24 protein-coding genes are annotated in these 20,894 nt (G+C 63.7%); 14 read left to right on the forward strand and 10 right to left on the reverse strand.

Annotation, left to right across the window (positions count from 1 at the left end):
• The first annotated feature begins 62 nt into the window (after positions 1-62).
• The 4 genes from AS156_RS35245 to AS156_RS35260 all read left to right on the forward strand — a co-directional run bounded on the left by AS156_RS35245 (position 63) and on the right by AS156_RS35260 (position 2,365).
• Entirely contained in the window at positions 63-524 is a 462-nt protein-coding gene (locus tag AS156_RS35245) for a DUF6163 family protein (protein WP_066513985.1), read from the forward strand.
• A 660-nt stretch (positions 525-1,184) separates the two neighbouring features.
• A complete protein-coding gene (ldtR, locus tag AS156_RS35250) occupies positions 1,185-1,703 on the forward strand; it encodes a transcriptional regulator LdtR (protein ID WP_066513988.1) in 519 nt (172 codons plus the stop codon).
• 189 nt (positions 1,704-1,892) lie between these two features.
• A complete protein-coding gene (locus AS156_RS35255) occupies positions 1,893-2,123 on the forward strand; it encodes a hypothetical protein (RefSeq protein WP_066513990.1) in 231 nt (76 codons plus the stop codon).
• A 20-nt stretch (positions 2,124-2,143) separates the two neighbouring features.
• Positions 2,144-2,365, forward strand: a complete 222-nt coding sequence (locus AS156_RS35260) for a hypothetical protein (RefSeq protein ID WP_066513991.1) — start codon at positions 2,144-2,146, stop codon at positions 2,363-2,365.
• Positions 2,366-2,798: 433 nt separating this feature from the next.
• Here the strand turns inward: AS156_RS35260 and AS156_RS35265 are convergent, their stop codons facing one another.
• The 8 genes from AS156_RS35265 to AS156_RS35300 all read right to left on the reverse strand — a co-directional run bounded on the left by AS156_RS35265 (position 2,799) and on the right by AS156_RS35300 (position 9,518).
• Positions 2,799-3,590, reverse strand: a complete 792-nt coding sequence (locus AS156_RS35265; RefSeq protein WP_245313209.1) for a hypothetical protein — start codon at positions 3,588-3,590, stop codon at positions 2,799-2,801.
• 23 nt (positions 3,591-3,613) lie between these two features.
• Positions 3,614-4,618 (reverse strand): YncE family protein, encoded by a 1,005-nt coding sequence (locus tag AS156_RS35270; RefSeq protein ID WP_245313210.1) that lies wholly within the window; start codon positions 4,616-4,618, stop codon positions 3,614-3,616.
• A 21-nt stretch (positions 4,619-4,639) separates the two neighbouring features.
• Positions 4,640-5,821 carry a chromate efflux transporter gene (gene chrA, locus AS156_RS35275; RefSeq protein WP_066513992.1) on the reverse strand — a complete coding sequence of 394 codons (1,182 nt, stop codon included), beginning with the start codon at positions 5,819-5,821 and terminating at the stop codon, positions 4,640-4,642.
• A 426-nt stretch (positions 5,822-6,247) separates the two neighbouring features.
• Positions 6,248-6,820 carry a c-type cytochrome gene (locus AS156_RS35280; protein WP_066514147.1) on the reverse strand — a complete coding sequence of 191 codons (573 nt, stop codon included), beginning with the start codon at positions 6,818-6,820 and terminating at the stop codon, positions 6,248-6,250.
• Positions 6,821-6,953: 133 nt separating this feature from the next.
• Entirely contained in the window at positions 6,954-7,898 is a 945-nt protein-coding gene (locus AS156_RS35285; protein ID WP_066513994.1) for a DUF1259 domain-containing protein, read from the reverse strand.
• A gap of 59 nt (positions 7,899-7,957) precedes the next feature.
• Entirely contained in the window at positions 7,958-8,281 is a 324-nt protein-coding gene (locus AS156_RS35290) for a hypothetical protein (RefSeq protein WP_066513996.1), read from the reverse strand.
• Between the two features lie 65 nt (positions 8,282-8,346).
• Positions 8,347-8,580 (reverse strand): hypothetical protein, encoded by a 234-nt coding sequence (locus AS156_RS35295; protein ID WP_066513998.1) that lies wholly within the window; start codon positions 8,578-8,580, stop codon positions 8,347-8,349.
• Between the two features lie 116 nt (positions 8,581-8,696).
• Positions 8,697-9,518: a chromate resistance protein ChrB domain-containing protein gene (locus AS156_RS35300; protein ID WP_066514002.1), complete on the reverse strand. Its 822-nt coding sequence runs from the start codon at positions 9,516-9,518 to the stop codon at positions 8,697-8,699.
• A gap of 493 nt (positions 9,519-10,011) precedes the next feature.
• Here AS156_RS35300 and AS156_RS35305 point away from each other — a divergent pair, with 493 nt between their 5' ends.
• Positions 10,012-11,067, forward strand: a complete 1,056-nt coding sequence (locus tag AS156_RS35305; RefSeq protein ID WP_066514004.1) for a HoxN/HupN/NixA family nickel/cobalt transporter — start codon at positions 10,012-10,014, stop codon at positions 11,065-11,067.
• 46 nt (positions 11,068-11,113) lie between these two features.
• Here AS156_RS35305 and AS156_RS35310 read toward each other — a convergent pair whose 3' ends face one another.
• Positions 11,114-11,488, reverse strand: coding sequence for a DUF930 domain-containing protein (locus tag AS156_RS35310; RefSeq protein ID WP_347336661.1), 375 nt, complete (start codon positions 11,486-11,488; stop codon positions 11,114-11,116).
• A gap of 177 nt (positions 11,489-11,665) precedes the next feature.
• Positions 11,666-11,833, reverse strand: coding sequence for a hypothetical protein (locus tag AS156_RS43615; RefSeq protein ID WP_201456163.1), 168 nt, complete (start codon positions 11,831-11,833; stop codon positions 11,666-11,668).
• Positions 11,834-12,322: 489 nt separating this feature from the next.
• On the opposite strand from AS156_RS43615, the gene glyA reads away from it, so the two are divergent.
• From glyA to AS156_RS43620, 9 genes are all read left to right on the forward strand, one after another.
• On the forward strand, positions 12,323-13,624 hold the full coding sequence (gene glyA, locus AS156_RS35315) for a serine hydroxymethyltransferase (protein WP_066514007.1): 1,302 nt from the start codon (positions 12,323-12,325) through the stop codon (positions 13,622-13,624).
• 85 nt (positions 13,625-13,709) lie between these two features.
• Complete coding sequence (gene nrdR, locus AS156_RS35320) at positions 13,710-14,192, forward strand: transcriptional regulator NrdR (RefSeq protein WP_066514009.1); 483 nt, start codon at positions 13,710-13,712, stop codon at positions 14,190-14,192.
• The gene (gene ribD / locus AS156_RS35325) at positions 14,189-15,340 is read left to right on the forward strand and encodes a bifunctional diaminohydroxyphosphoribosylaminopyrimidine deaminase/5-amino-6-(5-phosphoribosylamino)uracil reductase RibD (RefSeq protein ID WP_066514012.1); all 1,152 of its coding nucleotides are present in this window, start codon (positions 14,189-14,191) and stop codon (positions 15,338-15,340) included. Before nrdR ends, ribD begins: the two co-directional genes overlap by 4 nt.
• The gene (locus AS156_RS35330; RefSeq protein WP_066514014.1) at positions 15,340-15,948 is read left to right on the forward strand and encodes a riboflavin synthase; all 609 of its coding nucleotides are present in this window, start codon (positions 15,340-15,342) and stop codon (positions 15,946-15,948) included. The genes ribD and AS156_RS35330 overlap by 1 nt, the downstream gene beginning before the upstream one ends.
• 136 nt (positions 15,949-16,084) lie before the next feature.
• A complete protein-coding gene (ribH, locus tag AS156_RS35335; RefSeq protein WP_066514016.1) occupies positions 16,085-16,576 on the forward strand; it encodes a 6,7-dimethyl-8-ribityllumazine synthase in 492 nt (163 codons plus the stop codon).
• A 2-nt stretch (positions 16,577-16,578) separates the two neighbouring features.
• On the forward strand, positions 16,579-17,073 hold the full coding sequence (nusB, locus tag AS156_RS35340; RefSeq protein WP_066514018.1) for a transcription antitermination factor NusB: 495 nt from the start codon (positions 16,579-16,581) through the stop codon (positions 17,071-17,073).
• Between the two features lie 173 nt (positions 17,074-17,246).
• The gene (gene thiL / locus AS156_RS35345; protein ID WP_066514020.1) at positions 17,247-18,248 is read left to right on the forward strand and encodes a thiamine-phosphate kinase; all 1,002 of its coding nucleotides are present in this window, start codon (positions 17,247-17,249) and stop codon (positions 18,246-18,248) included.
• A gap of 212 nt (positions 18,249-18,460) precedes the next feature.
• Entirely contained in the window at positions 18,461-20,581 is a 2,121-nt protein-coding gene (locus AS156_RS35350) for a sodium-translocating pyrophosphatase (RefSeq protein ID WP_066514023.1), read from the forward strand.
• Between the two features lie 151 nt (positions 20,582-20,732).
• On the forward strand, positions 20,733-20,888 hold the full coding sequence (locus tag AS156_RS43620; protein ID WP_165123933.1) for a hypothetical protein: 156 nt from the start codon (positions 20,733-20,735) through the stop codon (positions 20,886-20,888).
• Positions 20,889-20,894 lie beyond the last annotated feature (6 nt).

Consider the following 20,894-nt stretch of genomic DNA (forward strand, 5'->3'; position numbering starts at 1 on the left):
GCCCCGGCGGGCCAAGACTGCCGTCATGAACCCCTGTTTGCAGCCCTTGCGCGGCGATTCGCATGTCTGACACCTCTGCGCGCGACCAGGCGCGGGACAATGCCATCACGGCCAGTGCGATGTCGTCTGACCGTATCCAGCCGGATGAGAATGCGTGGACGCGGCGGCTCGTCATTTTCCTGCGCATCATGGCGGTCGTGTCGATTGCCAAGGGTCTCTATCACTGGGCCCAGGTGACCGGCTTCGTCGGCGGTGAGGAGGAGGCCTTCGAGAACCAGTCGATGGCCTGGCAGACCGCCACCATCTATTTCGCCGTGATCGAGCTCGTCGCCGCCGTCGGCCTCTGGCTTGCGACGCCCTGGGGTGCCGTGGTGTGGCTGACCGCCGTGGTGTCGATGGCGGTCATCGAGCTGATGTTTCCCGCCATCTATGGCGGCAGCCTGATGGTGGTCGGGTTCGAGGCGGTGATGCTCGCCGCCTATCTCGCGCTTGCCTGGATGGCGGCGCGCGAACGGCCGCCGTAGCGCGCCTGACTGTGGCCGTGCTGCGACAGCACGCTGAATCCGGCCGGGCGCCTCCGAACTTAATGGCGCTGATGCGCGCAATGAGAAGACAGGATCAGTGGGTCTGCTAGGTGAGGCGCACAGGCCGCGCACCTACCGAGACACCCCATCCAGGAGCGCGCGTCTGCGGGATCGCCGTCGGGATCGATTACCGGATCTCGGCATATATGCCAGTTGGCTTTGCGCTGGCCGACGGCGGGACCCGATTTTTGCGAGCGAGCGAAGCCGGCAGAGGCGCGGTGTGCGCCGCCGCTACGCGCATCGCGTGCAGGAGGTCTCACGCGAGACGATAAAATTTTCAAAGAATTTTCCGGTAACCGTTCGGTGACCGTAAAGGGTTCCCTCACACCTGTTACATCACCGTTTCGAATTCAAGCGAAGCTGTTTCCGAATGCGACAGGGGAGGCAGACGAAGCGTGAACAAGGGCTCCGCACCGTCAATGAAGAGTTGCGAAAAGCCCTTGATCTAAGGGCTTAATCCGCGATTCACTGTCTTAAATTCATGATCTCTTTATTGTCTTATTTAAGCTGATCTTCAAACGGCCCCCCTAAGTTGCACCTATCAGGCGGGACACAAGTTTCGTCGAATAAGTCGATAAAAACGACAACAGGGGAAGTGTCATGATGAAAGCCGTTGCGACAACGGCGGTGGAAACCGCTGATCGCGCTGCCGGTCAATCTCCGGTGCAGCCGCTCTATCTCGAAGCGTTGACTTTGGTGGAGCGGCTGCATCGCCGGCTGCTCGACGTCATCAAGGACGAGTTCGATCGCCGCGGCCGCGCCGACATCAACTCGGTGCAGGCACTGCTCCTGTACAACATCGGCGACAAGGAGCTGACCGCCGGCGAGCTGCGCACCCGCGGCTACTATCTCGGCTCCAACGTCTCCTATAATCTGAAGAAGCTCGTCGAGCTCGGCTTCCTCGATCACCAGCGGTCCCGCGTCGATCGCCGCTCGGTCCGCATCCGCCTGACCGCGCAGGGCCAGGAAGTCCGCCGCATCGTCGACGCGCTCTATCAGAAGCACGTCAAGACGGTCGAGCAGGTCGGCGGCATCTCGAACGAGGAGTTCGCGAGCCTCAACAAGTCGCTGCACCGCCTCGAGCGGTTCTGGACCGACCAGATCCTCTATCGTCTCTGAGCACTTCCTTCTCCGCCTGACGGTCAAGCCGGCCGATCCAGAAGACCGGCAGCCATCCCCCAGACGACGCATCGGTCATGCCCGGCCGGTGCGTTTTCGTCATGCTGCACCTGCGAAAAAAGATTTCCCTAGCCAGGAACCAAGGCTCTCCCTGCGGCTTATCTCCCGACGCAATGGAGCCGCGGGGCGATGGTTGTCGAGCGCGAGATGCAGGTCTTGAATGTCGAGGTCGTCGGTGACGCCTACGCTATCGCCTCGAACTATTTGCGCAAATCCGGCGCCATTCCCGACACATTCGTTACCAACGAGCGCCTGCTCGGAATCATCGTGAAGCTGTTCCAGCGCGGTGAGATGAACAGAATTCGCCTCGCCAACAAGGCGATCGCACAATTCGAGGCCGAGACGCTGGTCGTTGCTTGAGCGTTAACCCGGAGACATCAATGGAAGCCGCTATCGATCGCATCATGCTGACCTATGACCTGCTGCTCAATCGCACGGCAGCGGCGAGCGACGAAGCGCGCGCCAAGGTGACGGAATATCTGCGGACCCTGGTCGAGGCGGGCGAAACCGACACCCATCGGTTAGCCGTGTGCGGCCTGACCTATCTGCGCCAGCTCGACGGCAGCACCGATCACGTGAAGGCGGGATATACCGGGCTGTAGCGAACGGCGGCGTTTCTCTCGGCTGACCCGTCAGCCTGAGGTGCGAGCCTTGCGGCGCTGGGCGAGCCTCGAAGGATCCACGGCCGAGCTACCACAGGGGGCCGCGCATCCTTCGAGACGCGCGCAAGAGCGCGCTCCTCCAGCGACAAAGCGAAGCCTTTGCGCTGGGATAACGGAGTTAGTTTCCGATTCGATTGTCAGACAGCCTGGCTGCGCTGTCATCACCCGCGCATGCGCGAAGGCAGGTGACCCAGTATCCCAGAGACGGATGTGAGTGAACCGATGGGCCGCGGCGTACTGGATCGCCCGGTCGAGCCGCGCGATCACAGATGTGAATGAGGATACAGCTTCGCATTGGTCCCGTCCGGAAGTTGGTTGGAATTGAGGGTGGCGCCGGTCGGGCAACTCAGTGATCCAGGTTATGAGGAACTCATTAATGGGTGACACGACTGTCAAGGAACCGAAGGGGAAAGCCAAACGTCAGCCCTGCGCGGATCTCGTCTACGGGGTGTCCATTCGTGAGGCCGCGACGAAACGCAACGTCGAAGCTCAGATTGTCGCGAACCTGCCAGATCAGGCCGACCAGGGCCGATACCGTTTCCTCCTTGCTGAACTCATTCTCGTAGAACACCTCAGCGACTGGTCTGATCGTCCATTTCAAGGGCCCTTCGAGAATGGCGCCGATAAAGACATCGCCGTGATGATCGCGGGTGAGCACAGTCTCGGCGTTGAGGTGGATCGTTCCCCAATCCCAGCGTTGAGAAACAATACCCGCCAGGCTCGCGCCGACACCTGACATGCCGGTGCTGTCAGGGAGGAGCACGCCGAACTCGGTCGCAATGCTCGGTCCGGTCTTGTCCTGTAGGCTTCCGGGCACGACGACGTGTTTGAGAAAGGCTCCTGCTGCTGTCAGGCTCGTGAGCCCGGAAGGCGAGAGCGGCGTTTCGCCCTGACCCTCGAGGACGGCCTCCCAGTCCTCGCCAAGGCCGTAGTTGAAGACTGCGGCGGGTGCGACAAGCGCCGTGCCCCCCGCGTCGTGCAACCGCCCCGCAGGCTGCAATTCGATCTCGACTTCTCCCGGAGCAGCGACGGCGGCATCGGTGCCGTCGAAGGGGCGATAGGCCCGGGCAGAAGGAGACCACGCCGTCAAGGCCAGTACGAGCGCAGAGCCCGAAGCAAGTAGCTTGTGGCTACATCGTTGCGGGCATTGGTTGAGTGTGGACATGGGAGTGTCTCACGGTCGTAAGCCTAAGGGAGCGGGCGGAATATCCAGATCGCTGCCGGCTCGGTGGACGTTGCCCGTGCGGCGATAAGCAGGCGGTCCAGCTCCGGTGCGAAGAACGACGTGCGTGCGCCCGACGCGGTTGGGATGCGGCTCAGCCTGCGATAGACAGCGCCGTCGATCTCAAACACATCGACAAAACCCGACCCGCAACTAGCGTAGACCCGGCTGCGCTTTCGATCGATGAAGAGGTCGTCGATATCGCCGCAGGTGTCGACCGTCGCGATCCGCTTTCCATCCACCATGGAGAAGACGGACAGCTCGGGCGGGCGACGAAAGGCCACCAGAATTCGGTTTCGATCATTGTCGATGGCCATCGCAAAATTGCCGCCCTTGTCCATCGGCCAATTCGCCAGCGGCTTTCCGGATGCGCTATCGAACACCGCGACCGCGTGGGCATCGGGCAGGTTGACAAAGATCCGGCCGCCGTCGGGATCAAGCTGGAAGCTCTCGGGATGAGCCTTCAAAGGGATATTTCCGAGTCGCTTTCGCGTCGCAGCGTCAAGCACCGCGAGGCGTCCTTCACCGTAGCCGATAACGACGTGCCCGGCCGAAGCATCGATCCGGATGTTGTCGGCGTCGCCGCCAAGATCGATGCCGCCTGCCGCTTCGTAAGCTTCTCCCTTGAAGAACTTCAACGATCCGTCGCGCGCATTCGCCACATAGAGCGTGTCGCTAGATGGCTCGTAGCCGACGCCTTGCGGTTCCTTCAGCCCGGTGATTCTCTGGATCACGCTCCTTCTTGCCAAATCCACGATGCTGACCGTGTCGTTGCCGAGTTCGGCCACGATGAGCCGTAGCCGCTTCTGATCAACCGCCATGTGGTCGATGCGACCGCGGACTTCGCCCAGCGGAATCTTGGTTTCGAGTTGCAGGACGCCGCTGCCCGCCGATTGGGACAGGGCCGGGGTGGCAACAAAAGTCGCGATACACACCGATACGGCTGATATCATCCGGAATGGATAGGTCATCTCACGTCCCCCTTCGTCCGGTCAGTGAACCATCACCCAAGTCGGTTGCAGCCACGGGTAGGCAATCAGACCGACAACGGCAGTCGCCGCGATCAGGAGCGGGTTGCTCACCTTCCAGCGGAACAGGACGGCAAGCGAGATCACGCCGATGAGTGCTGTCAGCCAGTCGCCGATTGCGATGTTGCCGAGCAGGATGCACGCGCCGAGGATGGTTCCGATGGCGGCTGCATAGGCGCCCTTCACAAACCCCTGAACCTTGGCGTTGCCGCGATGCCGTGCCAGCAGTGGGGCAACGATCAGCACCAGCAGGAACGACGGCAGGAAAATGCCGATCGTGGAGACGAGCGAGCCCCAGAAACCCGCCACGAGATAGCCGACAAAGGTCGCGGTGATCACCACCGGTCCCGGACTGATCATACCGATCGCGACCGCGATAAGAAATTGCCGCTCGTCGAGCCAGTTGTACTGCTGCACTAGCCCTTGCTCGAGGAACGGTACGATGACAAGGCCGCTGCCGAATGTCAGCGAGCCGGCCTTGAGGAAAAACAGCAGGAGCTTGGAAAGCGTGGAGCCGCTTGCCACCGGCGCGATTGGACCAACCGCGGCCGGCACGACGGCAATTCCTGGCAGGGTCGCAGACGAGCGTTTGAACAGGTCACCGTAGTAAAGAATGCCCACGATGCCGGCGCCGATGAACAGCAGCGCGACCTCTGCCTGGAGGATAACCGTGACGGCCAGGCAAACAGCCGCGATCGCCCATTGCAACCAGTCTTCCATGCCCAACTTGGCAAGCCGGTAGCAGGAGTGAAGAATAAGCGCGATGACTGCGGGGCTAACGCCGTAGAAGATCGCGGTGACCGGCTGGAGATCGCCGAGGTAGACATACAGGGCTCCAAGCGAAGCTACGATGACGAAGTTGGGAAGGATAAAGCACCATCCACCGACCCAAGCCCCCCAGAAGCCACCGCGGAGCCAGGACACATAGATGCCGACCTGGATCGCCAGCGGCCCCGGGAGCGATTGGCAGATGGCAATCGATTCCTTCATCTCCTCCTTGCTAAGCCATTTCTTGCCGTCGACCAGTTCCCGCTCCATCTGTCCGACGAGCGCAACCGGACCACCGAAGCCAAGAAAGCCGAGGCGCAAGAAATAGCGCGCCAGTTCTGTCAGACGGCTGTGCCGCGAAATCACCGGAGCGTTCATGTCAGAACCTCCCTGGAAGGAGCCCTGCTCCTGACCGAGAGGCGGAAATGATCCGAAGAGCGGTGTCTGGCGGGAGCCCAGGTCCAACCAGCACCGATGTCACGAGAATGGTGAGCGGCGTCGGACGGTGCCGCCGAGGTGCCTTGGCACTGGCGGCTCAACGCGTCGATCAACGAGCGTGGAGCAGGTTCGAAGGATTGTCGATAGGTAGCAGACATGCAGCGTCCTTTTGAAAAGTTGGACGCGATTCTTGGGCATGTCGCCTCGCGGGGAGATCGCTTCCCCGTATGAATCTAGTAGCGGCAACAGGGCGAATTTGTCAACGGCGCAGCAACCTCGCGTGCGTTGGAGTCCGGCCGCGGATGTGCCGACGCACAGACGCAAATCCGCGCGCGGAGTGGATTGCCACGCCGCGGAGCATATGGATCAAAGGCGCGAGAGGTAGTGTGCGAGTGCCGTGATGTCGTTGTCGCCAAGTGGATAGGCGACTTCCGCCATCGCAGCGACACCACCTCCGGTTCGCACGCCTGCCTTGTAGTCGTGTAGCGCCTTGACGATGTATTCCTCGCGCTGTCCGGCAATGCGGGCCGCAGCCTTGTTTCCGGAGTAGGTGTCGCCGTGACACGACGCGCAGCGTCCGGTGGCGGCGATCTGCTTTCCGGCCTCGGTCAGTTCCGGATGATCATCGGGCTTCTTGACTACTGAGGGGTCTGCTGCCTTGAGCGACGCGAAGTAAGCACCGAGATCGCGGACGTCCTCGTTGCTGAGCGGACCCGCGATGGGCTCCATCGTCTCGTTCTTCCGCGCGCCGCTGCGGAAGAAGATCAACTGCCATTGCAGGAAGAGGTCGGGTTGCGAAGCAAGCGACGGGACGTTCTCGGTTGCCGAAATGCCGTTCTCGCCATGGCAGGCGACGCACGTCTCCGCCTTGGCTTTTCCGTTGTCCGCGCCCGCCGTCGCCGGACCGATGGCGGCTGCAGCCGCGCAGGCCGCAAGGATTGGTAGCCGCGAGAGGGCACGGTTCACCAATCGTCGCCGTCCGGCCGCAAGCTGCCGGTCGTCGATGGTTGGCTTCAAGAGTATCGTCCTGTCTTTGCTCATCATGTGCGGTCACCGATACACGGTTCTCAGCTCAACTCTTGGTACTCGCCGTCTTGTCGAGTGCGGCTCGCAAGCCCTTGGCAAGCTTGATGGCGTCGTCATTGGCCCAGAAGTGCATGAAGAACAGGCGCGGCTGTTCGTCCAGCATATGGCTGTGCAGCGCTGTCACGTCGATGCCGTGCGTGCGCAGCGCCATGATCACCGGGTTGACCTCATCGCTCGTCAGGACGAAATCGCCGGTGATGGCCGCCTTGCCTCCGCCGGTCGGCTGGAAGTTGATGCCGATGGCGACGCCCATCGGTCCGACCGGACTTAACGGCATTCCGTCCTCGGTGATCGGGTCGTGGCGCGGAACGTTGAATTGATAGACTCCGCCGTTGGCCTGGCCCTTGACGCCGATGATCTGATCGAGCTGGGCGGTGTCGAGATCGATCGCCGGAGGAGGCGCCGTCGACGCGGCGGCTGTCAGCGGCGTCTTGCTCTCGGCAAGTCCGTCATGGATTGCAGTGGCGATCTTGACCGGATCGCCATGGCCGGCGATGTGCATATAGAAGGTCGCCGGGCTGGCGCGGAGCAGGTGGTTGTGCACCGCCGTGATCTGCAGACCGCTCGCGATCATCTTCAACATGACTGGGTTGATCTCGGATTCGAGCAGCACGAGATCACCCATTGCCATGACGCCATCATGCGCGGGTTTGAAAGCGACCCATCCGCCGAGCGCCAGCGCCGGTTTGATGGTTACGCCATCGAGCGTCACCGTCAGATCGGTCCGTGGAAAGCCGTAGCGGTGTACGTCGCCCGCAACGGCAGGTTTCCGGCCCAGCGTCTCGTCAACCTTCTGCCAATCCACGCTCTGCGCATGAGCCGTCGAGACGAACGGTTCGGCGAAGATGCGCCAGTCGATATTCTGGGCGCTTGCGCCGGCGGCGAAGCAACAGGCGCCGATGCCAATCAGTGCCGGGATGATGTTCCGCATTGTTATGCTCCTTGAATCAGACGTCACGTCTGCTGCTGCAATTCGCTTGCGGCGATGCTCTATTCTTTCGAAAGGCCGACGATGGTTCGCGCACCGGAGATGTTTTGCACCGTGATCGCGACTGGGTCGCCGAAGCGGACCGCGTTGAACAGCAAACCGTCCTGCACCTTGAATGGTTCCGTCTTGTCGGCAGACAGGCGTATCCTGATGGTGTCGTTACCCTCATCGACGCTATCGACGACGCCACGCAACATTTCGGTCGGCGGCGGACGGACGGCAACCACCTGGGCCAGGGTGACGACGGCTTCCTGCTCCTGACCGACATCGGCGGGCGCCGACAGGGCTACGCATGGCCACAGGACAGCCCCGCAGAGGGCTGCCATTGATCTCGTCATGGTGTTCACTCCATCATGTTGATGTCGATTGCTTCGAGCGGGGGCGAGACGTCTCAGTCCTGCTCCTTGACCTGACCGCTACTGTCGATCACGAGCCGCACTTCCTTGCCGTTCTTCATCGCTTGGGCAGTCGTGCCCTCGGCCGTCGATTTGATGTTAGTGATCTTCGCGTAGCCCGCGGCCTCTAGCTTCGCGACCAGTTCGCCCTGGGTGAGGGCGGAAGCGGGCGCGGCTGCGCCCGCAATTGCCAAGGCGAGGAGCAGGTGAGGGAGTCTTCGTGTCTGCATGGTCGTTCTCCTGGTCGTATCCTGCCCCAGGGTCTCGAGATGCGCGGTGCCTTCACTTCAGATGATGCCCGCAAGCGGGCGCACGATGCCGATGATGCGGGAGGCCGCGAGACCGGTCATGGCTTCACCTTGTTGGTCGGCCAGTTGTGCGTCTCCTTGCTCGCGTCTCGGCACCACCGATAGAAGGCATCGTAGAGGATAAGCCCGGCGCTCAACTGTTCGAGGTCGTCGTCGAACATGCGCGACAGGCCGAGCGAGGCGGCGAGCAATCCGGGCGCCTCCGGCGAGAGATCGAGCCGTGCGGTGTCCGCGGCGCGCACCATCGTTGCAAGCCGTTGCAGCGGCGGGATGGAAAGGCCGAACTCCTTGACCATCACGTCGAAGGTGCAGAGTTCGCCCCGGTGGCTCCAGAACACGTTCTCGATATCGAACGGTGTCGCTTCGAATTTCTCGGCCACTGCCTCGACTTCGGAGCTGGTGACAAAGAGGAACATGGCGGCTGGATCAACGAAACGGCGGATCAGCCACGGGCAGGCGATGCGGTCGATCTTCGGTCGCGATCTCGTCACCCAGATGGTGCGGCCGCGTCCGTCGCGCTTGGGGATTCGCTCCGCCGGGACGGTCGGCAGTTCCGAGCCCCGCCAGCCGAGATGACCGCCCTCGAGTATTTCCGCCGCAACATTGCTGCAGCGAAGCCAGGCTGCGGTGCCTTCGCTGAGCTTCTGGCCCTTGTTGCAGATGACGACCACGGACTGGCCGGTCAGCCGGGAGGCCCAGTCCTGGACGTCAAGATGCGACCGCCGCGCCGCGCCGGGTATGAGCTGTGGATCAGCGGCGAAGTCCTCGTCGGTTCTGACATCGATGAGGGTCGGCGCGTGTGCCGTGCCGATGAGCCGCGAAAGTTTTTCGGATGAGATCGAGGTGTAGGATGATGACATGCTGCGCCCTTGGTGATCAGGACGCGATTCTTGGGCATGTCGCCTCGCGGGGAGATCGCATTTCCCCGTAGAAACAATAGAAGACCCTGTGGTCCGCGCTGTCAACCTGGCGATCGCGCTGCGGCTTCAACGAATTGCGAAGCGGACATGACAGGCCGCCTGCCGTTTCGGTGGAACCTTGGTCGTGAGGCGAACGAAATGGGGGCGGCAGCGGCGAGCGCGCAATTGTCTTCCTGATTTCTCGAACCGGCCAAGCAATCCCGGCGAGTCCAAGCGACGAGATGGATTACCTCCGCCTGCGCCGCCGGCGCTGCTGTCGATCGCGTGACAATTTCTCCCCACATGGGCAGCGACTTGGACGCTGACTTGGGTGCGGTATGATATTCTGATTGTATCGTCATACAGGCGCCGCTAGCGTCGGCTTGTCGGATGACATCAACAAGCGGCAGGGATCCCGCCGGGATCGCTGGTGACCGGGAACGGCGGGCGTGCATTGCTTACAAGAGTGTTCGACGACGAAGCGGCGGATGCCAAGGCGAAGGCGTATGTTCTCGGCGCGCTTCTGATCCTGGTGAATGCCGCGGTCTGGCTGTGGGCCTATCTCAGCTTCCGCGACTATCCGCTCCTGCTTGGAACGGCATCGCTTGCCTACACGCTCGGGCTTCGCCATGCCGTCGATCCCGACCATATCGCGGCCATCGACAACGTCACGCGCAAGCTGATGCAGGAGGGCAAGCGCCCGGTGGCGGTCGGCCTGTTCTTCGCCATGGGGCATTCGACTGTCGTGATCGCGGCCTCGCTGCTGGTCGCGGTCTCGGTCGGCGCGCTCGAAGCACGGTTCGAGGGCTTCAAGGAAATTGGCGGCGTGATCGGGACCAGCGTGTCCGCGCTCTTCCTGCTTCTGATCGCGCTCATCAACACGATGATCCTGATCTCGGTCTATCGCGCCTTTCAGGCGTCGAGACGTGGGGATCACGCGACCGAGCAGGAGCTTCACGATCTGCTGCAACAGCGCGGCTTCATGGCCCGCATGCTGCGCTCGCTGTTCGCCCTGATTACCAAGAGCTGGCAGATGTACCCGCTCGGCTTTCTGTTCGGCCTGGGGTTCGACACGGCGAGCGAGATCGGCCTGATCGGAATTTCCGCCGCACAGGGCTCCGCCGGCTTGCCGGTGTGGTCGATCCTGGTGTTTCCGGCGCTGTTCACCGCGGGAATGTCGCTCATCGACACTGCCGACGGCATCATCATGGTCCAGGCCTATGGCTGGGCGTTCCGGCAGCCCGTGCGCAAGCTCTACTACAATCTGACCATGACCCTGATCTCGATCATCGTGGCGCTCCTCATCGGCGGCATCGAGGCGCTCGGTCTCATCGCAAGCAAGCTCGACCTGCAAGGACCGTTCTGGGATTTCGTCGGGAAGATCAGCGAAGACTTCAGTCTGCTCGGCTACCTCATCGTCGGCGTGTTCATCGCCGCGTGGTTGATGTCGGTGCTGGTGTATCGGTTGGGCCGGTTCGATGAGATCAGCGGTGAGGGCCGGGCAGGCTGAGACGCTGACGTCGTGAGAGATCGTTATTTCCGATGGTGAGTGCGGGTTAGCGCCAAAGCCCGAGCGAGGCCCATTTCGATTCCGGGATCGTGCTGCCGATCTTGTAGTGCAGGCTCGTCACATGCAGATGGTCGGGCGTTCCCTGGCAGACATAGGACAGCGCGTACCATTGGCCCTTGCTGCGGAACGCGCCGCCCTTCGCGGTGATCGCGTCACCCGAATGCGAGGGGCGGGACGTGACGTCTGACTTCGCCCGGTCGGCCTCCTGCCCGGTATCCCGGTCGATGCGAGACATCACCGTATAGTCGCAAATCTGCTCGAGCCGGGTTTGCGGCTCGAGCTTGCGCAAACTGGCGAGGAAGCGTTGGTCGTCGGCAAAAGCGGGGCCGGACAGCGCGAGCAACGCCGTCAGATAGATCACTCTCAATTGTCGCCTCGTTGCGGAGCGGAAGGAATCGACGAGATCTGTGATATACAAAACGGCGCGCGCCCATCAATCGGCGGCGCGCGTCCGCTGCGGTATCGTCGTGTGCAAGCCGCGCACAATTGCGCGAGGCGGCGCGCAGGCGCGAGGTGTCGCGCCGCGATGTGCGAGAGATCACGCGGGCGAGGTCTTCTTTTTCTTCTGCTTGATGACCTTGGCCTGGGCGCGAAACGCGGTCGCGAGCGCCTTCAGTTCCTCGGTCGTGGTCTCGTCGGCGGCCTTCTTTGCCGCGACTTCGGCCTTCAGCGCCTGCTTCTTGAGTTCCTTGGTCGTCTTGCTCATCCCTGAGATCGCGACCCAAGTCGCGCTCCATGTCGCAAACCGCGCTTGCCGCGTGGCCGACGCTTTTGCGCTTCACGCGGCTTAACCCATGACGTGATGGACCCCGGAAAAGATCCATCGATCGAATCCCGATCGGCCCATCTATCACACGGTGTTGCCGGTTGTGTAACGCCGACCTTGGCACTGTTTCGGCATGACCGTGGCGCAATGGATGACGTCGCTGACCGCCCATCCCGGCAGGTCCCGCCATGGGCAACCCGGTTGCCGACGGGGCAGGCCGGCCGAGGGGAATCGGGGCCTGGAGCCCGGCTCCGGCCGATCTGGCGAATCCCCGCCATCCCCACCATATCTGGCATAATTGGCGGCTGGGGACCGCAACCGCTTGGCCATTTTGGGCCGATGTGGTAACGCTCTGCGACCAGCTTCGACCGCCACTCGTGACCGTCCGCATCCTGTGTAAAGGCTTGCGGCGGTGGAGATATTTCGCCGATGACCTCTTCGCCCCAAGCCCGTTCCGCGCCCGATTCCTTCTTCACGGCCACGCTTGCCGAGGCCGATCCCGAGATCGCCGCCGCGATCAAGGGCGAGCTCGGCCGCCAGCGCCATGAGATCGAGCTGATCGCCTCCGAAAACATCGTGAGCCGGGCGGTGCTCGAGGCGCAGGGCTCGGTGATGACCAACAAATATGCCGAGGGCTATCCGGGCGCGCGCTACTATGGCGGTTGCGAGTGGGTCGACGTCGCCGAGAACCTCGCGATCGACCGCGCCAAGAAGCTGTTCGGCGCCGGCTTCGCCAACGTCCAACCCAATTCCGGCAGCCAGATGAACCAGGCGGTGTTCCTGGCGCTGCTGCAGCCCGGCGATACCTTCATGGGCCTCGACCTCGCCGCCGGCGGCCATCTCACGCACGGCTCGCCGGTCAACATGTCCGGCAAGTGGTTCAAGGCCGCGCATTACACGGTGCGCCGCGAGGACCAGATCATCGACATGGACGAGGTCCAGAAGCAGGCCGAGCAGGTCAAGCCGAAGCTGATCATCGCCGGCGGCTCGGCCTATTCGCGCGCCTGGGACTTCAAGCGCTTCCGCGAGATCGCCGACTCCGTCGGCGCCTATCTCCTGGTCGACATGGCGCATTTCGCCGGCCTCGTCGCCGGCGGCGTCCACGCCTCGCCGGTGCCGCATGCCCACGTCACCACCACCACGACGCACAAGTCGCTGCGCGGTCCGCGCGGCGGCCTGATCCTCACCAATGACGAGACGCTGCACAAGAAGCTGAACTCGGCGATCTTTCCCGGCCTGCAGGGCGGCCCGCTAATGCACGTCATCGCCGCCAAGGCGGTGGCTTTCGGCGAGGCGCTGCGGCCGGACTTCAAGGTCTACGCCAAGAACGTGGTCGAGAACGCCAAGGCGCTGGCCGAGACGCTGCGCGGCCACGGCCTCGACATCGTCTCCGGCGGCACCGACAACCATCTGATGCTGGTCGATCTGCGTCCGAAGGGCCTGAAGGGCAACATCTCGGAGAAGGCGCTGGTGCGCGCGGCGATCACCTGCAACAAGAACGGCATCCCGTTCGATCCCGAGAAGCCGTTCGTCACCTCGGGCCTGCGCCTCGGCACCCCGGCTGCGACCACCCGCGGCTTCGGCGTCGCCGAGTTCAAGCAGGTCGGCGGCATGATCGCCGAGGTGCTGAATGCGCTCGCGCAGTCGCCGGACGGCAAGGCGCCGCTGGTTGAAGCTGCGATCAAGGAGCGCGTGAAGGCCCTGACCGATCGCTTCCCGATCTATCAGTAAGGTTCATCTCATTGTTTGAGCATGGTCTTGCCGGAAAACCGCTGCACACTTTTCCGGATCATGCTCGTCTCAAGGGCCCCGTTGGATGCGCTGTCCGAGCTGCAACAGTCTTGATACGCAGGTGAAGGACTCGCGTCCAACCGAAGATTCCGCCGTGATCCGCAGGCGCCGCGTCTGCATGGCCTGCAACTTCCGCTTCACGACGTTCGAACGGGTGCAGCTCCGCGAGCTCACGGTGATCAAGCGCAACGGCCGCCGCGTGCCGTTCGACCGCGACAAGCTGGTGCGCTCGCTGCAAATCTCCCTGCGCAAGCGCCCGGTGGATTCCGAGCGGCTGGAGAAGACGGTGTCGACGATCGTCCGCGAGCTCGAGAGCGGCGGCGAGGCGGAGGTCTCCTCGGAGGCGATCGGCGAGATCGTGATGGAGCATCTGCGCCAGCTTGACGACGTCGCCTATGTGCGCTTCGCCTCGGTCTATCGCAATTTCCGCGAAGCCAAGGACTTTGAGGCCGTGCTCGGCGAGTTGCACGGCGAGGACGACCCGCAGATCGCGACGTTGCGAAAATGATCTTCCGGATCCTGGAAGATCAGCTCGCGCAGAAATCGAAAGACGCGAAGGCTGCCGATTTGCGCTTCATGCAGCTTGCGCTGGCGCTCGGCCGGCGCGGGCTGGGGCGGACCTGGCCCAATCCGGCGGTCGGCGCCGTGATCGTCAAGAACGGCGTGATCGTCGGCCGCGGCTGGACGCAAGCAGGCGGACGCCCCCATGCCGAGGTGGAGGCGCTCCGGCGCGCCGGTGAGGCTGCGCGCGGCGCTACGCTCTACGTGACGCTCGAACCCTGTTCGCATTTCGGCCGCTCGCCGCCCTGCGCGGACGCGGTCGCCGCCGCCGGTCTCGCCCGTGTGGTCTCGGCGATCGAGGATCCCAATCCGGAAGTCGCGGGGAAGGGGCACGGCAAGCTGCGTGCCGCCGGCATCGTCGTCGATGTCGGGCTATGCGCGGCGGAGGCTGCGCGCGACCATGCGGGGCATTTCCGCCGCATCCGCGACCAGCGCCCGCATGTGATCCTCAAGCTCGCGGTGTCCGCCGACGACAAGATCGCCGCCGCCGGCAACAAGACGGTCGCAATCACGGGCGAGGCCGCGCGGACCCGCGTGCATCTGCTGCGTGCGCAGAGCGACGCGATCCTGGTCGGGATCGGCACGGTCAGGGCGGACGATCCGTTGCTGACCTGCCGTCTGCCGGGCATGGCGGCGCGTTCACCGGTCCGTGTTGTGCTGGACCGCGCGCTTCGGATCCCGGGCGACAGCCGCCTGGTGCATTCCGCGCGCGAGATCCCGCTCTGGATGATGACTTCTGACATGGCGGAAGCGCCCGCCGCGGTAAAACTTGGCGCCGCCGGTGCCCAGGTGATCCGCGTCGCCGCGACTGCGTCGCCGCCCGGGCTCGATTTGCCGGCCGTGCTGCATGCTCTGGCCGAGAAGGGGATCACGCGGCTGATGGTCGAGGGTGGCGCGCGTGTGGCGTCGTCCTTCGTCGCCGCCGGCCTCGTCGATGAAATCTGGCTGTTGCACGGGCCTGATACAATCGGAGACGGTGGTGTTCCCGCGCTGGACGCATTGCCGCTCGCCGCAATCACGCAGTCGCCGACCTTCAGGCTTCGTGCTAGCGAGGCGCTCGGCAAGGACAGTCTTGATATTTACGAGCGTGCGTAATGTTTACCGGAATTGTCACCGATATCGGTGAAATCACCAGCCTGAAGCAAGTCGCGCAGGGGCAGCTGCACCGGATGCGGATTGCCTGCGACTACGACCAGACCACGATCGCCGACGGCGCCTCAATCGCCTGCAACGGCGTCTGCCTCACGGTGGTCGCCTCCGGCACCTCGGGGGCCAAGACCTGGTTCGACGTCGACGCCGCGGCCGAGACGCTCGGCATGACCACGGCGAAGCATTGGGTCGAGGGAACCCGGCTCAACCTGGAGCGCGCGCTCAAGATCGGCGACGAGCTCGGCGGCCATATCGTGGCCGGCCACGCCGACGGCATCGCCACCATCATCAAGCGCGACGATCTGCCCGACATGGCGCGCTTCGAGCTCAGGACCACGCGCGAGCTCGCGCGTTTCATCGCGGCAAAGGGCTCGGTGACCCTGGACGGCGTCTCGCTGACGGTGAATACGGTCGACGACGTGACCTTTTCGGTGCTGATCATCCCGCATACACTTCAAGTGACGACCCTGAGCGGCTGGAAGGCTGGCAGCGAGATCAATATCGAGGTCGACCTGATGGCCCGCTACGCGGCGCGGCTGTCGGAGATGAAATAGCGGCCCCAAATGTGTCATACGCGGGCTTGACCCGCGTATCCATCCTCTTAACAAGATGGCTTTCCGGCACGATGGATTGCCGGGTCAAGCCCGGCAATGACGAACGTAGACGACAAAGGTAGACCAAAGGTAGACAATGGCTGACGCGCGACGCGCACCCCTGAAGGACCAGAGCGACATATCAGGCGCACGCGCGCTGATCGTCGAGGCGCGGTTTTATGACGACATCCAGGATGCGCTGCTTGAGGGCGCGGTGGCCGAGCTGAAGGCGGCCGGCGTGACCCATGACGTGATCACGGTGCCGGGTGCGCTGGAGATTCCGGCGGCGATTGCCATCGCGATCGATGCGGCGGAAGCCAACGGCAAGCCCTATGACGCGGCGATCGCGCTCGGCTGCGTGGTGCGCGGCGACACCATTCATTTCGAGATCGTTTCGCAGGAGTCCTCGCGCGCGCTGATGGATCTGGCGGTCGGCCGGAAATTCCCGCTCGGCAACGGCATCCTGACCGTCAACACCGACGCGCAGGCCTGGGCACGGGCGCGCGCCAGCGAACTGAACAAGGGCGGCGACGCAGCCCGCGCGGCGCTGGCGATGCTGCGCATCAAACGCCGCCTGGCAAAGGCCTGATCATGGCAGAGAGCAAGAAGCCGGCGAAAGGTCCCGACAGGAAAGCCAACCGGCGCGGTGCAGCGCGGCTCGCGGCCGTGCAGGCGCTGTACCAGATGGACATCGGGGGCGCCGGCCTCAACGACATCTTCGCCGAGTTCGAGAGCCACTGGCTCGGCAACGAGGTCGAGGGCGAGAAATACCTGCCGGCCGAGGCTGCGTTCTTCCGCGACGTCGTCTCCGGCGTGGTGCGCGACCAGGCCAAGCTCGATCCCTTGATCGACGACGCGCTGTCGAAGGGCTGGCCGCTGAAGCGGATCGACGCGATCCTGCGTGCCGTATTGCGCGCCGGCTCCTACGAGCTCGAGCATCGCAAGGACGTGCCCGGCCGCGTCGTCGTTTCCGAATATGTCGACGTTGCGCATGCCTTCGTCGAGAAGGACGAGACCGGCATGGTCAACGCCGTGCTCGACCAGATCGCACGCCAGTTCCGCGGCGACGAGTTTGTGCGGGGCTAGGATGAAATCAGTGGCCGTGACGACACGATGGTCCTAGCCGTAGCCGTCATCCTGAGGTGCCGTAGCGAAGCGGAGGCCTCGAAGGGTGGCGGCTTGGCTACGTGGTTGCGTCTCGGCCGTGCATCCTTCGAGGCTCGCAAGGGCTCGCACCTCAGCATGACGGGTCTGCTGTTGTGACACAGGACAGTAAGCCAACCTCCGGCGAAGACTCCCTGATCGCGCGGTACTTCAAGCCGCTGGCGACCGATCCCGGCGCGTTCAATCTTGATGACGACGCCGCCGCCCTGAAAGCGGCAGGCGAGGACATCGTGGTCACGACGGATGCGATCGTCGAGGGCGTGCATTTTCTTGCCAACGATCCGCCCGGCACGCTGGCGCGCAAGGCGCTGCGGGTGAACCTCTCGGACATCGCGGCCAAGGGGGCAGTGCCGGCGGGCTTCGTGCTGACGTTGGCGCTGCGCGGGGCGGAGGAGGGCTGGCTGAAGCCATTCGCCGATGCGTTGGGCGAGGACGCCGCGCAGTATGGTTGCCCGCTGCTCGGCGGCGACACCGTGTCGACGCCGGGACCGCTGATGATCTCGATCACCGCGTTCGGGCGCGTGCCTGACGGCCGGATGGTGCATCGCTCGGGCGCCAAGGTTGGCGATCGCATCTTCGTCACCGGCACCATCGGCGACGCCGCGCTCGGCCTCGACGTGCTGCGGGGCGGCCCGGTCGCGGCGGCGCTTGCGAACGACGCCACCGCCCGGAATTGGCTCGCCTCCCGCTACCGCGTCCCGGAGCCGCGCAACGCGCTGGCGCTTGCCGTGCGCGAGCATGCCAGCGCCGCGATGGACGTGTCGGACGGCCTGGCGGGCGATCTCGCCAAGCTGTGTGCGGCATCTGGCGTGTCGGCCGATATCGAGCTGCCGCGCATCCCGCATTCCCAGGCGGCTGCGGCGCTGCTCGGCCGAGGCGCGGTCGGCGTCGAGGCGCTGATCGCGGGCGGCGACGACTACGAAATCCTCTGCACCGTCCCCCGGGATCGCGCCGACGCATTTGCGCTGGCGGCGCAAGGCGCAGGCATAGCGCTCTCCGCGATCGGCCAGGTTGTTGCCGGCCGTACCGGCCCGCGCTTCCTCGACGGGCAGGGCAAGGAACTGGTGCTGAAACGGCTGTCCTACAGCCATTTCTAGGATTCCGGGCCGGAAGAAGCCCCGACTTTCCTTCTAAATTGCTGCCCATATCGGTGTTTTCGGCTCCAAGTGCCGTTGCGCGGGGGTAACGATTTTGGCAAGGTCGCGCCCGATTTGAGGCCATCTCTTTCTTGGGGAGGGATGATCCTCGAAAAATAAGCGCCTGCAAAAAAAGGCGCGGGGGTTACATCAAGGATCTGAGGCAACATTCAATGACAGCATTATGGTTGATAGTGCTCTGCGGGGCGCTTTCTATCGTCTACGCGATCTGGGCGACGTCGTCGGTCTTGAACGCGGATGCGGGCAATCCGCGCATGCAGGAGATTGCGGCCGCCGTGCGTGAGGGCGCACAGGCCTATCTCCGTCGCCAGTACACGACCATCGGCCTGGTCGGTATCGTCATCTTCTTGGTGCTGGCCTACTTCCTCGGGCTGCTGGTTGCCGTTGGATTTGCCATCGGCGCCGTCCTGTCGGGTGCGGCCGGCTTCATCGGCATGAACGTTTCGGTGCGCGCCAACGTTCGTACCGCGCAGGCGGCGACCACCTCGCTTGCCGGCGGCCTCGAGCTCGCCTTCAAGGCGGGCGCGATCACCGGCCTGCTGGTCGCAGGGCTCGCACTGCTCGGTGTCACCATCTACTTCATCGTGCTGGTCCACTTCCTCGGGCTGGAGCCGGGGAGCCGTACCGTGGTCGACGCCATGGTTGCGCTCGGCTTCGGTGCCTCGCTGATCTCGATCTTCGCCCGTCTCGGCGGCGGCATCTTCACCAAGGGTGCTGATGTCGGCGGCGACCTGGTCGGCAAGGTCGAGGCCGGTATCCCCGAGGACGATCCGCGCAACCCGGCCACCATCGCCGACAATGTCGGCGATAATGTCGGCGACTGCGCCGGCATGGCGGCCGACCTGTTCGAGACCTATGCGGTGACCGCGGTCGCCACCATGGTGCTCGCCGCGATCTTCTTCGCCAAGACGCCGATCCTGGTGAACATGATGACGCTGCCGCTCGCGATCGGCGGCATCTGCATCATCACCTCGATCATCGGTACGTTCTTCGTCAAGCTCGGCGCGAGCCAGTCGATCATGGGCGCGCTGTACAAGGGCCTGATTGCTACCGGCATCCTGTCGTTGATCGGCGTCGCGGCCGTGATCAACTGGCTGATCGGCTTCGGCAAGCTGGATGGCGTCGACTACACCGGCCTGTCGCTGTTCTGGTGCGGCGTGGTCGGCCTGGTCGTCACCGGCCTGATCATCTGGATCACGGAGTACTACACCGGCACGGACTACCGCCCGGTGAAGTCGATCGCGTCGGCCTCGGTCACGGGGCACGGCACCAACGTGATCCAGGGCCTCGCGGTCTCGATGGAGGCGACCGCGCTGCCCGCGATCGTCATCATCGCCGGTATCCTCGTCACCTACAGCCTTGCCGGTCTGTTTGGCATCGCGATCGCGACTGCCACCATGCTGGCGCTGGCCGGCATGATCGTCGCGCTCGACGCCTTCGGCCCCGTCACCGATAACGCCGGTGGCATCGCCGAGATGGCGGGACTGCCGAAGGAGGTGCGCAAGTCGACCGACGCGCTCGACGCGGTCGGCAACACCACCAAGGCGGTGACCAAGGGCTACGCGATCGGCTCCGCCGGTCTCGGCGCCCTGGTGCTGTTTGCGGCCTATAATCAGGACCTCAAATTCTTCATCGCCGACTCCGGCGCCCATGCCTACTTCAAGGGCGTCAACCCGGACTTCTCGCTCAACAACCCCTATGTGGTGGTTGGCCTGTTGTTCGGCGGCCTGCTGCCGTACCTGTTCGGTGCGATGGGCATGACCGCGGTCGGACGTGCTGCCGGCGCGATCGTCGAGGAGGTGCGCCGTCAGTTCCGCGAGAAGCCCGGCATCATGCAGGGCACCGACAAGCCTGACTACGGCAAGGCGGTCGACCTGCTGACCCGGGCGGCGATCAAGGAGATGATCATCCCCTCGCTGCTGCCGGTGCTGTCGCCGATCGTCGTCTACTTCCTGATCTACTTCATTGCGGGCGGCGGTGCGGCCGGCAAGTCGGCGGCGTTCTCCGCGGTCGGCGCCATGCTGCTCGGCGTGATCGTCACCGGCCTGTTCGTCGCGATCTCGATGACCTCGGGTGGCGGCGCCTGGGACAACGCCAAGAAGTACATCGAGGACGGTCACTACGGCGGCAAGGGCTCCGACGCCCACAAGTCAGCGGTGACAGGCGATACCGTCGGCGACCCCTACAAGGATACGGCGGGCCCCGCGGTGAACCCGATGATCAAGATCACCAACATCGTGGCGCTGCTGCTGCTCGCGATCCTCGCGCACTGAACGGCGCGACACCACTGAATGCAAACCCCGCGGTGAAAGCCGCGGGGTTTCTGTTTTGCGTGGATATCGTTCGGAGCAGTTGCCGAATTGACCAGCTTTCCGCCAACGATATCCGCCGAGAACCAGACGCGAACAAAACGGAGATCAATCGATGTCGCTGTCATCCGCACGGAACTATGCGCTCCGCGCCTCCAAGTCGCAGGATCAGAAGGAGGCCATCGAGTTGCTGTCGAAGGCAATCCTGGAACTGGCGATGTCGATTGAAGCAACCGATGCCAAGATCAAGAAGATCAACAAGTCTTCCTAGCATCGG

Source organism: Bradyrhizobium macuxiense (assembly GCF_001542415.1).
Taxonomy (GTDB): domain Bacteria; phylum Pseudomonadota; class Alphaproteobacteria; order Rhizobiales; family Xanthobacteraceae; genus Bradyrhizobium; species Bradyrhizobium macuxiense.